This window comes from Tenacibaculum aquaeponti (assembly GCF_052084715.1).
GTDB lineage: Bacteria > Bacteroidota > Bacteroidia > Flavobacteriales > Flavobacteriaceae > Polaribacter.
The window spans coordinates 3,300,113-3,313,489 of record NZ_CP197288.1 but is presented as its reverse complement, the minus strand read 5'-3'; the positions used below and the strand labels follow the sequence as shown (position 1 = coordinate 3,313,489).

Here is a 13,377-nt window from a genome sequence, read left to right as displayed (position 1 = left end):
TAATCGAATAATCCCACTTTCAAGAAATTATGGTAAGAAAATTACTTTATATCTCTTTTTTATTTTCTACTTTATTTTGGACGTACGCCCAAGACGGAGCTTCTACTTGTAATGCAGCTGAACCTATGTGTTCAGATAGTAGTGGTGTTAAAATTTTCTCCAATGTTACAGGAGTTCCTAATAGTGGTTCGGTTGGGTGTTTAGGTGAAACTCCAAACCCTGCTTGGTTTTTTATTCGAGTAGAGCAAACAGGGGATTTAAATTTCCAAATTATTCAAGCTGCAGATTTTGACGCTACAGGAAATCCTGTTGGTGTAAGGATAGATGTAGATTTTATAGCCTGGGGACCTTTTGCTACTCCAGACAGTAATTGTACTAGTTTAGCTCAAACATGTACAGATGCATCTGGCTCACCCGTAAGCTGTCCTAGTAACACAGGATCGCCTAATTTTTACACTAATAATTTAGACAACACCAATATTGTCGACTGTAGTTTTGACCCTTCTCCAATAGAAAACTTCTCCATTAATAATGCACAAGCTGGTCAATTTTATGTATTACTTATCACAAATTATGAAGGCCTTCCAGGAAAAATTAAATTAGAACAAACCAACTTTGGTGCATCTTCAGCTGGTGCAACTGATTGTTCTATTGTAACAGGAGAATTAGGAATTGATCAAACAGCTTGTAATGGAACTCCTATTACTCTGGACGGAACCCCTACTAGAGGTGTTGCAACAGCTTTTGAATGGCTAATTAATACTGGTTCAGGATTTACTACAATTCCAGGAGAAACTAACGCAACTTTAACAATTAACGATAATAGATCTGGAATTTATAAAGTAATTATTACAGATGATGTAGGGGGAACTGCTGAAGATGAAGTTGAAATCACGTATTTACCTGTTCCTATTGCTAATACAGTAACCAACATTAATTTTTGTGACACAGATAGTGATGGCCTAAATAGTTTCGATTTACAAAATGATGTGACTCCTCAAGTTTTAGGTACTCAAACACCTAGTCAGTTTGAAGTTAATTACTATTTAAGCCAAGCTGATGCCGATGCTAATAATACTGCTAACGCATTACCTAACCCTTATACCAACCCTTCTCCTAATAGTAGCCAAACAATTTATGCTAGAATTCACAATAACGGAAATCCTGATGTTTGTTTTGATACAACTTCTTTCCAATTGAATGTTACCTCCTTGCCTACTCCAACTCAACCTATAGATTACGAAGTTTGTGATGATACAGCTAATGGTGGTGATACTGACGGTTTTTTTAATAACTTTATACTTTCTTCTAAAGACAGTGAAATTCTAGGAAGTCTTTCTTCAACACAATATAATGTTAGTTATCACACTACACTTACAGGAGCAAAAACCGATAATTCAACTGATAGTATAGATAAAAACTCTGCTTATAGAAATACTTCTATTAATGAGCAAACAATTTATGTTAGAGTAGAAAATAGAACTAATACAAATTGTTTTACTGCTTCTGAAGCTGGAACCAGTTTTCTTCCTTTCAAACTTGTCGTTAATTCATTGCCTGTATTAGCAAATCCTAATGTTCTAATTGAACAGTGTGAAAATGATGGAGATCTTGCAGCAACTATTAACTTAACTCAAGCTCAAATAAATATTTCCAATAATCACACTAACGAAACTTTTAAATATTATCCTTCTCAAGCTGATGCTATTGCTGATTCTGCCGAAATCTCTGACCCCATTAATTATGATGCTAATAATGGTGATACCATTTGGGTAAGAACTATTTCTGATAAAAATTGTTATCGAATTTCGCAACTTAATATCTCAATTAATTTTGCCGCTGATATTCTTTATGATAAAGAATTTACTGCCTGTGATGATTTCTTAGATGCTGATGGAAATAATACCCTAAATAACGACGATACTGACGGTATTACTACTTTTGATATTTCTGATGCTGAAACTGAAGTTAAAAATCTTTTTGCTCCTGCTATTAGAAACGATTTAAACATCTTATTTTTTGAAAATGAAACTGATAGAGATGCAGTAACCAATCAAATCACTAATATTAGCAATTATAGAAATACTAATATTCCTGCAAACACACAGCAAACCATTTTCATTAAAATTGTTAATAAAATTAATAACAATTGTACAGGATTAAGTAAACTCTTTATTAGAACGCTACCGCTTCCTAATTTTGACATTACTTCTCCTCAAATTTTATGTTTGAATAACCTTTCGAGTATTGAAGCTGAAAATCCTGATGGAAATTATAGTTATGAATGGACTAGAAGTGGTGATCCAACCATAATAGGTAATAATCAAACACTTGATTTAACACAGGGAGGAACATATAAAGTGACTGCAATTAATACAACTACTTTATGTAGAAGATCTAAAACTATTATTGTTAATGAATCAATCATTGCATCTGTAAATCAAAATGATGTTACCATTGTAGATGATTCTGAAAACAACTCAATATCTATTAACAACTCTGGAACAAATTTAGGCATTGGTGATTATGAGTTTGCGCTACAAAATGAAAACAATCAAATCGTTGTTGACTTTCAAGATTCTCCAAAATTTGAAAACTTAAAAGGTGGTATTTATACTATTCTTATTAGAGATAAAAACGATTGTGGAATAGCTCAATTAGACGTTTCTGTTTTAGAATTCCCAGATTTTTTCACCCCAAATAACGACGGGGTTAACGACCTATGGAATGTTAAAGGAACAAACTCATTCTTCTATCCTAAAAGTAGTATTAATATATTTGATCGATTCGGAAAATTAATTACCTCTCTACAAATCGACGGAGAAGGTTGGAACGGTTTATACAATGGAAGAAACTTACCTTCTAACGATTATTGGTTCAATATAGAACTTACTGATAGAAACGGAAAAACATTTACAAGAAGAGGACATTTTTCGTTACTAAGAAAATAATACAATCAACATGAATAAGCATAGATTTTCACCCAAACTATGCTTATTTTTGTTATATGGATTTCAAACTAGTTTCAGAATTTCAACCAACTGGAGATCAACCACAAGCTATAAAACAATTAGCTGATGGAATTAACGCAGATGAAAAATATCAAACTTTATTAGGAGTAACAGGATCAGGAAAAACATTTAGTGTTGCTAATGTTATTGCAACAGTAAATCGTCCGACCTTAGTTTTAGCTCATAATAAAACTTTAGCAGCACAATTATATTCAGAGTTTAAACAATTCTTTCCGAATAATGCTGTTGAATATTTTGTATCGTATTATGATTATTATCAACCAGAAGCGTATATTCCTGTTACTGGAACTTATATAGAAAAAGATCTTTCCATAAACGACGAAATTGAACGTTTAAGAATTAGTACTTCCTCTTCTCTTTTATCTGGCAGAAGAGATGTCATTGTAATCGCCTCAGTTTCTTGTTTGTATGGTATTGGAAATCCAATTGAATTTAAAAAGAATGTGATTGAGATTGAAGTCGGACAACAAATTTCAAGAACAAAATTCTTACATCAATTAGTTACTAGTTTATATGCGCGTTCTGAAGTAGAAATTAAAAGCGGGACATTTAAAGTAAAGGGAGATGTAGTTACAATTTATCCTTCTTACGGAGACAACGGATATCGTGTTCATTTCTTTGGTGATGAAATTGAAGAAATAGAAGCTTTTGATATTGAAAACAATCAAATTGTAGAAGAATTTGAACATCTAAATATATATCCGGCAAACTTATTTGTAACATCTCCAGATATTTTACAAAATGCTATTCATCAGATTCAAGATGATTTAGTAAAACAATGCGATTACTTCTCTGAAATAGGAAAGCATTTAGAATCTAAACGTTTAAAAGAACGAACAGAATTCGATTTAGAAATGATTCGTGAACTTGGTTATTGCTCTGGAATAGAGAACTACTCAAGATATTTAGACGGTAGAGAAGCTGGAACACGTCCGTTCTGTTTACTAGATTATTTTCCAGATGATTATATAATGGTTATTGACGAAAGTCATGTAACAGTTCCGCAAGTTCATGCTATGTATGGTGGAGATAGAAGTCGAAAAGAAAACTTGGTAGAATACGGGTTTAGACTTCCTGCAGCAATGGATAACCGCCCTCTAAAATTTGAAGAGTTTGAAACGTTACAAAATCAAGTCATTTACGTTTCTGCTACTCCTGCAGATTATGAGCTACAGAAAACAGAAGGTTTATTTGTAGAACAAGTTATTCGTCCAACTGGTTTATTAGACCCAGAAATTGAAGTTCGTCCGAGTTTAAATCAAATTGATGATTTAATTGAAGAAATTCAAATTCGTGTTGAAAAAGATGAACGAACTTTAGTAACTACTCTTACAAAAAGAATGGCTGAAGAACTGGCTAAATATTTAACAAGAATTCAAATACGATGTCGTTATATTCATTCCGATGTAGACACACTTGAACGTGTTGAAATTATGCAAGATTTACGAAAAGGTTTATTTGATGTACTTATTGGAGTAAATTTATTACGAGAAGGTTTAGATTTACCTGAAGTTTCTTTAGTTGCCATTTTAGATGCTGATAAAGAAGGCTTTTTACGCTCGCACAGATCTTTAACACAAACTGTTGGTAGAGCTGCACGTAATGTAAATGGTAAAGCGATTATGTATGCTGATAAAATTACTAATAGCATGCAACAAACTATTGATGAAACTAACAGGAGAAGAGAAAAACAGGTAAACTACAATACTAAATTTGGTATTACTCCCAAACAAATTAATAAAAAGATAGACAATACTTTGTCAAAGAATACAACCACTTCTTATCAATATGAATCGGCTACGCAAAAAGCTGCTGAACAAGATTTAGAATACTTACCTAAACCAGAACTAGAAAAAAGAATTAGAGAAAAACGTAAACAAATGGAAACTGCTGCAAAAGCACTTGACTTTATAGAAGCTGCAAAATTACGTGATGAAATAAAAGTTTTAAAAGAACATTTAACTTAACTATTTTCGTATTTCATATTTCTAAAATTGTTTGAACAATCAATTGGGTAACATTTTCCAATTAAAGTAACTCTTAACAAAATTTAAACTGATAAAATCAAAATGAAACAAATTATTATTGTTTCTTTATTTGCATTTATTTCTATAAATGCACAAAGAACAACTCACCAAAAAAAATATCGCTATTATAATGCTGACTTTAAAGAAATATCATTTTTAAACTTCAAACAAAACGAAGACTCAGAATTGTTTAAAACTGTAAATTACGAAAACGATTCTTCATTTATACGAAAATTAATGTATAAGGAAGTTTTTGGTAAATTAGATAAAAGAAGACATCATCAGCTTAAAAAATTATATAGTTTACGCTATAAAATAGACACTACTAAAGCTTGGTTTATTCATTATGTCGATTCAATTCCTAATAAAGAAAAAATGCCGGCTCAATCGGGTATAGCTTACTATAACAAACAAAAAGAAGTCATTGGCTTTGTTCCTTATGGTTCTGACTCTAAAACTCCTAAAAAAGATTACAGTAATGCTGCTTATCATGCTCATTTGAGCAGTTATAACGATTATGTTCACCACATAGAAAAAGAGATCAGTTCTTTTGGAAAAGAAAAAACATCAGAATTAATTCACTTTTACAATAAGAATCATGGTTTTCCTAAAAATGTGCTATATAATCTTAGTTATTTTAAAGATGATAATTTAATTTTAAAAAAATCTTTTAGAGAAGCTGTAAGAAATTATGAAGTTATAGTTATTCATCCTGATGGACAATTTTACCTTTCTTTCTTTGGAAATAGAAATTATATATCTTTTAGCGGAAGAAAAAATATCACTAAAAAATTATTGAAGAAAAGTTTTTTCAATAGAAAAAGAAAACAATGGAAACGAAAAGTAAAACAATTACAATAATAACATATAAAATAACAATCATTTTCTTTCTTTTTGTAAGTATTGCATCAAAAGGCCAAACATATTCTACTGATAAAAAAGTGTATTTATTAGATCATGAGCTTAATGAAATATCTGAAGAAAAATTTACGAATAGAATTAATAGTGATCTTTTTAGTTATGTTAAACTAGAAAACGATACAATCATTTTAAAAAAACTTTTTCTTAATGAAATATTTGGCAAACTCGACAAGAAAAAACACCAACAAATAAAGAAATTATTTGCACTTAGAAATAGAATCGACAGTACTAAAACTTGGTCTATCAATTACAAGGATACAATTCCTAATAAAAATGATATGTCAGAACAATCGGCATATATTTATCTCGATTCTTTAAATAACAAAATAGGCTATTTACCTTATAATTCAAAAAAGAAAAAACTAAAAAAATTCGAGAGAAAAGCTTTCAAAGTTAAGAGAGTAATAGGATATAAAAACTATTTAGAAGAAATTGGAGGTGACCGAAAAAGGTCTAAGAAAAATAAGAAAGTAGTTTTTTTTAGTGTATACGATATCAATAAAGGATTTCCTTATCAAGATTTAGAAAGTCGAAATTACTTTAACGATCCTAATAAAATTATTAAAAAAACTTTCAAGAGCGCATTTAAAAATCCTTCCAGTATTATAATTTTTCCTGATGGATATTACCTTATTAAATACACAGGGACCTATTGGAGAAATCAAAAGAAATTAAAAAATAATAAAAGTTATTTTATAGAAAATAAAATTGAATGGGATAAAAAAATTAAGAACTTAAAGTAAATTCAAAAAAGCTTCATAATATATACTATGAAGCTTTATTTTTTTAATGAAAACTTATTTTTTAGACACCATTATCACTGGTAATGTATATACTTTTGCTTCTATTTTTTCGGATAATTTCTTATAATTCAATCTGTTTTTAATAAATGCTTCAACTTGATAATTGCTTGTTCTTGAATTTACAGATAAAACAACAATTTCATTTCTTTTATTTACTGTTAAACGTACAGTGATCTTCATATCTTCTTCTACTAAAAAACCTGGATTCTTTAGTAAATTTTGAATTTCCTCTCTTACTTCTGTAAATACTTTTTTGTCTGTAGAACTTGTATTATTGGCATAAATAATTGAACTAAATGATAATGTTACAATAATTAATAAGGCTTTGATTGATTTCATAATGGTAGATTTTTTGTTTTTTGTTTTAATTAAAATTGATCTTCTTTTACTCTTTTAACTTTTGTTAATCGGGGGTTCTAATGTTAGTAATTAACTTCATCAAAAATATAACACACTACTAAACAAAAAGTTACCTAAAACTCAAGAAAATGAAAGTAATTAGTTATCAAAAACTAATTTTAATGTTAACAATATCAACAAAGATTAACCCAAAATTAAAACTCTAAAAAACAACAATTTAACACATATAAAAATAAAAAGTGAATATTAAAATTTTAGCTAAAAATTAATAGGTTTATTAAACAATTTATCAGCCAGATTAACATTATTTCTAATGTTCATTATCTATTTTTATATGTCTCCAATTGTATTTTTTATGTCGTTTGTCGATTTTATTTTTTTAAAAAACACAAAAAAAATAAATTAAAACCCTAATTAACAACCTATTACATATGAAACCCTATTCTTTTATTAGAAAAAGACTACTAATTGTATTCTTTTTCACTACCACAATTCTTTTATCACAAGTTAACACAGGTGGAACTGCCACTACATCTAATCATCAAAAACAAGTTATTGGTTACATTACTAACTGGGATGCTTGGAAAGCGACCAATGCAGGACTTCCTGCTCAAGGAGCTTTAACACATTTGAATATTGATTATTCAAAGTATACTATTTTAAACTATTCCTTTTTTGGAGTAGCTAATGATGGATCGTTACATAGTGGAGATCATAGAAATAAGCAAATTTATAAAAACGGAGTAAGTCAAGAACCTAAAGACATCTTTTTTACAGATATTTATAGTAGTTGGGATATGCATATTTTATTCGGTGAAATAGAACCTCTTCAATTCATCAATGAAAATGCTAAACAAAGAGCAGAAGCTCAAGGTTTTCAAGTTGAAGTTAATGGAAATACATGGACTCACCCTACATGGGGATTAAGTGGAACTCTTCCACTCCCATTACATAAAGAAAATGGTGCCCCTGGTTTAATCAATTTAGCTCACCAAAAAGGAGTTAAAGTTATGGCATCTATTGGTGGCTGGAGTATGTGTAAACATTTTCCAGAAATGGCGGCAGATCCTGTTAAAAGAGCACGATTTATTAACGATTGTAAAAAGTTAATCGCAACTGGATTTGATGGTATTGATTTGGATTGGGAATATCCTGGTCCTTATTCTGGAATGAATTTTACAGGTACTCAAGCAGATTTTGAAAATTTCGAAAAATTAGTGGAAGAGATTAGAGCAGCTATAGGATCAGACAAATTAATAACAGCTGCAATGGCTGCTGATCCAAGAAAGCTTGAAGGTTTTAACTGGAGTAGATTAGCTAACTCTATGGATTACTTTAACATGATGACATATGACTATAATGGAGGTTGGTCTAACAAAGCTGGACATAATGCTCCCGTTTATCCGTATACAAATGCTGAGGTATCTTTTTTTAGTTGGAAATCAACTTTAGATAAACTAAATGAATTAAATGTTCCTAAAAATAAGATTTGTTTTGGAGCTCCATTTTATGGAAGAGGAGTTATAACTGCTGGTAATGCAGATCTTAACGCTTCTACCGTTAAAAGATCAGAAAACGTTCAGCCTGATGGTCCAATACAAACAGCATCTGACTTTACAAACTGGCCTAGAGATGTTTATGACGGAACTCCTAATTACTATTATATCAAACAAAAAGCACTATCTGCTAATAGTGGCTGGACAAGAAAATGGGATAATGAAGCTAAAGTGCCTTATTTAGTGAATGGTAAATATTTTTTAAGTTACGATGATGAAGAATCTATAGGTATAAAAGCACAATTTATTAATGATAATCAATTAGGTGGAACAATAGTTTGGACTGTATATGGTGATTTAGAATTAAGTGGTTCTGTCACTTCGTTTGGAACAAAATTAAAAAGATGGTCTAACGTAAAATCTCCTTTAGTAAATAAAATAAATGAAGTTTTTGCTAGCGGTACAACTGACGGAAATACTCCACCATCAGTAAGTATAACGTCACCAAACGACAATACAAATTTCAATCAAGGTGATACTATTAATATATCCGCAATAGCTTCTGACAATGACGGAACGGTAATTAAAGTAGAATTTTATAATGGCAATATTAAGTTAGGAGAAGATACTACTATTCCATACGAATATACCTGGCAAAATGTTTCTCCTGGAAATTATTCTTTAACCACTAAAGCTATTGATAATAACAATGCTTCTACGACTTCTTCTGCTATTACTATAATAGTAAATAGTGACAACTCTAATGAATCACCAACGGTAAACATATCTTCTCCTACCAATAATGACTCTTTCAACACAGGTGATAATATAACTATTTTAGCTACAGCTTCAGATAACGATGGAACGGTAACCAAAGTAGAGTTTTTTAATGGAAATACTAAACTAGGAGAAGATACTACTATTCCATACGAATATATCTGGCAAAATGTTTCTTCTGGGAATTATTCTTTAACAGCCATAGCTACTGACAATAATAATACTTCTACCACTTCTACAGCAGTTTCAATTACGGTTAAAAATGGAGATACTTCAGACACTTGTAATGGAATTCCTGATTGGTCTTCTACAACTACATACAAAGGAGGAGAAAATATTGTATATAAAAATGTAAACTATCAAGCGAAATGGTGGTCGTTAAATCAAACTCCAGATACTCATACAGGTGATGGACAACCTTGGAGAAAAATTAAAAATTGTGGCGATACTGGAGAAAACACCCCTCCATCAATTAGTATTATTAGCCCTAATAATAATACTTCATTTAACGAAGGCGAAACGATAACTATTACCGCTACTGCTACGGACAGCGATGGAACTATTGCTAAAGTAGAATTTTTTAATGAAAACACTAAACTAGGTGAAGATACAACCGCTCCTTATACTTTTACTATAAATAATTTCACTGAAGGAAATTATTATTTAACGACTGTAGCTACTGATAATAAAGGATTAACAACAACATCTTCAACTATAAACATATCTGTTACATCAACTACTGGAGGTGGTAATTGCAATGGGCTTCCTCAATATGTAGCCGGTAATTCATATGGACAAGATCAGGAAGTTCAAAATGAAGGTGAAAAATTCAAATGCAAAATCCCAGGATGGTGTTCTTCTTCTTCAGCTTGGGCATATGCTCCAGGTACAGGAGCTCATTGGCAAGATGCATGGTCTAAAACAGGTAGCTGCAATGGAGGAAATAATACTTCTCCTCAAGTAAATATTACATCTCCATTAAATGGTAGCACCTATAATTCAAACAATAATATTGTTATTAATGCTGACGCTAGTGATGATGGAACCATTTCTAAAGTAGAATTTTTTAATGGGAGCATTAAACTAGGCGAGGATTTAACTTCCCCATACTCCTTTACTATTACTAACGCACAAGATTCGAGTTACTCACTAACAGTCGTTGCTACTGATAATGATAATAATCAAACTACTTCAAGTGTAGTTCTAATTAGAAAAAATTCTGGTGGTGGTAATAATAGTATTCCTGAAAAAATTTTAGTTGGCTATTGGCATAACTTTAATAATGGATCAACTACTCCACGATTAAGTGAAGTATCTACAGATTGGGATGTAATTTGTGTTGCCTTTGCAGAGCCTAAAACAGGAAGTACAGCAGATATGCAATTTACGCCATATGAGATTTACCAAGGAAATACACAAGCGCTCATAAACGATATAGCTACAGTAAAAGCTAGAGGTCAAAAAGTTTTAATCTCAATTGGAGGCGCTAATGCAAAAATTGAGTTGAATAATGAAAGTGAAAAAAATGAATTTATAAGTTCAATGACAAACATAATAAACACTTATGGTTTTAATGGATTAGATATTGACTTAGAAGGTAGTTCTCTTTCATTAAATAGTGGGGACACAGATTTTAGAAATCCAACTACGCCTAAAATTATTAACTTAATCGATGCTACCAAAACAATAAGAAATAACATTGGTGAAAATAACTTTATTTTAAGTATGGCTCCAGAAACAGCTTACGTGCAAGGAGCTTACGGTAATTATTCTGGTATTTTTGGAGCATACCTTCCTGTTGTTCACGCACTACGCAATGAAATGAATTATATTCATGTTCAACATTATAATACAGGATCAATGTTTGGTAGGGATGGAAAAATTTATCAACCTGCTACTATTGATTTTCATGTCGCTATGGCAGAAATGTTAATTACTGGATTTAAAGTAGCCCAAACTGGATTAACTTTCCCCGGCTTAAGACCCGATCAAGTTGCTATTGGTTTACCTGCAACAACACAAGCTGCTGGAAGTGGTTATACTTCTGAAACTATGGTACAACAGGCATTAGATTATTTAATTAAAGGAACTACTTACCCAGGAAGAACTTATACTACAAATGGTATTTATCCAGACTTTAGAGGATTAATGACATGGTCTATTAATTGGGATTTATTTGGAAACTCAACATTTTCTTCAAGTCATAGAGCATATTTAGATGGGTTAAGCACACTAAACAGAAGTAACTTAATTTCTACTGACACTAAAAATGATTCATTTAAAATTTATCCTAATCCTGTTAATAATTTCATGACCCTTGAGTTTTTAAATTCAAATAATGATAATAATAATGAGTTATTAATTTATGATAGTAAAGGAGCTATAGTTTTTAAATCTAAAGTAATCTCAGAAAAAGGAAAAAATAATTTTAATTTAAGCTTATTAGAAAGTGGTTTATATTTTTATACTCTAACAAACAATAAAACAAAGTATTTTGGTAAGTTTATTAAAGTAAAGTAATACTCTAATACAGAATAAAAAAGGGCTGTCTTAAGAAAGACAGCCCTTTTAAAAATATATTTAATTAAGAATTAGTTTACACACTAATATCTTTATGCTTTTAACACTTCACCTACTTTATCAGCAGCTTCTTGGAATTCTGTAGCAGAAATGATCTCCATTCCGCTATTATCAATTAATTCCTTAGCTTCTTTAGCATTTGTTCCTTGTAAACGACAAATGATAGGCACATTAATTTTATCTCCCATGTTTTTGTAAGCATCTACAACACCTTGCGCTACACGATCACAACGTACAATACCTCCAAAAATATTTACTAAAATTGCTTTTACATTTGGATCTTTTAAAATGATTTCAAAAGCAGTTTCTACACGTTTAGCATCAGCTGTACCTCCAACATCTAAGAAGTTAGCTGGATCACCACCTGCTTGCTTAATTAAGTCCATAGTTCCCATTGCTAAACCAGCTCCGTTTACCATACATCCAACATTTCCATCTAAATCTACATAATTTAATCCTGCAGCTTTAGCTTCAACTTCGATAGGATTCTCTTCACGTTCGTCTCTTAAAGCAGCATAGTCTTTGTGACGGAATAAAGCGTTCTCATCTAAAGTTACTTTAGCATCTACAGCTAAAATTTTATCATCAGAAGTTTTTAATACTGGATTGATTTCAAATAAAGCTGAGTCAGACTTAACATAAGCTGTATATAAAGCAGTAACAAATTTTACCATTTCTTTTAAAGCTCCACCGCTTAAACCTAAGTTGAAAGCAATTTTACGAGCTTGGAATGGTAACAATCCTGTTCCAGGGTTAATCTCTTCAGTAAAAATTAAATGTGGAGTTTCTTCAGCAACAGCTTCAATATCCATACCACCTTCAGTAGAATACATAATCATGTTTCTTCCTGTAGCACGGTTTAATAAAACTGACATATAAAATTCATTTGGCTCGCTATCACCTGGGTAGTAAACATCTTCAGCAATTAAAACTTGATTTACTAACTTACCTTCAGCAGAAGTTTGAGGTGTAATCAACATCATTCCTAAGATATCGTCAGAAATGCTCTTTACCTCGTCTAAATTCTTAGCTAATTTTACTCCACCACCTTTTCCACGTCCACCTGCGTGAATCTGAGCTTTAATTACATGCCAACCAGTTCCTGTTTCTTCAGTTAATTTTTTTGCTGCCTCTACAGCTTCTTCAGGAGTACTAGCAACGATACCGCGTTGTGTACGAACGCCGAAACTACTTAATATTTCTTTACCTTGATATTCGTGTAAGTTCATTCGTTATGAATTTTAAAAGTCGAACAAAAATACAAATTCAATTCAAACTAAAATAGCTTTGACACATTAAAAAATTATCATTTCACTTTTCTTTTAAATGATTTTTCTCTGAACTCTAACTCTCCTAAAAAATTGTTAAAAAAAATTAAATC

Annotated in this window: 7 protein-coding genes; 5 read left to right on the top strand and 2 right to left on the bottom strand. The window is 31.0% G+C overall.

What is annotated here, in order from left to right; all coding sequences use genetic code 11:
• The first annotated feature begins 29 nt into the window (after nt 1-29).
• The 4 genes from ACSIGC_RS15090 to ACSIGC_RS15075 all read left to right on the top strand — a co-directional run bounded on the left by ACSIGC_RS15090 (nt 30) and on the right by ACSIGC_RS15075 (nt 6,723).
• A complete protein-coding gene (locus tag ACSIGC_RS15090) occupies nt 30-2,951 on the top strand; it encodes a T9SS type B sorting domain-containing protein (protein WP_442265608.1) in 2,922 nt (973 codons plus the stop codon).
• A gap of 56 nt (nt 2,952-3,007) precedes the next feature.
• Nucleotides 3,008-4,999, top strand: a complete 1,992-nt coding sequence (gene uvrB, locus ACSIGC_RS15085; RefSeq protein ID WP_442265607.1) for an excinuclease ABC subunit UvrB — start codon at nt 3,008-3,010, stop codon at nt 4,997-4,999.
• A gap of 102 nt (nt 5,000-5,101) precedes the next feature.
• Nucleotides 5,102-5,920, top strand: coding sequence for a hypothetical protein (locus ACSIGC_RS15080; RefSeq protein WP_442265606.1), 819 nt, complete (start codon nt 5,102-5,104; stop codon nt 5,918-5,920).
• Nucleotides 5,890-6,723 carry a hypothetical protein gene (locus ACSIGC_RS15075; RefSeq protein ID WP_442265605.1) on the top strand — a complete coding sequence of 278 codons (834 nt, stop codon included), beginning with the start codon at nt 5,890-5,892 and terminating at the stop codon, nt 6,721-6,723. The genes ACSIGC_RS15080 and ACSIGC_RS15075 overlap by 31 nt, the downstream gene beginning before the upstream one ends.
• Before the next feature lie 54 nt (nt 6,724-6,777).
• On the opposite strand, the gene ACSIGC_RS15070 is transcribed toward ACSIGC_RS15075, so the two are convergent.
• Entirely contained in the window at nt 6,778-7,122 is a 345-nt protein-coding gene (locus ACSIGC_RS15070; RefSeq protein WP_442265604.1) for a hypothetical protein, read from the bottom strand.
• Between the two features lie 452 nt (nt 7,123-7,574).
• On the opposite strand from ACSIGC_RS15070, the gene ACSIGC_RS15065 reads away from it, so the two are divergent.
• On the top strand, nt 7,575-11,936 hold the full coding sequence (locus ACSIGC_RS15065; protein ID WP_442265603.1) for an Ig-like domain-containing protein: 4,362 nt from the start codon (nt 7,575-7,577) through the stop codon (nt 11,934-11,936).
• Between the two features lie 92 nt (nt 11,937-12,028).
• Here ACSIGC_RS15065 and sucC read toward each other — a convergent pair whose 3' ends face one another.
• Entirely contained in the window at nt 12,029-13,225 is a 1,197-nt protein-coding gene (sucC, locus tag ACSIGC_RS15060) for an ADP-forming succinate--CoA ligase subunit beta (RefSeq protein WP_442265602.1), read from the bottom strand.
• Nucleotides 13,226-13,377 lie beyond the last annotated feature (152 nt).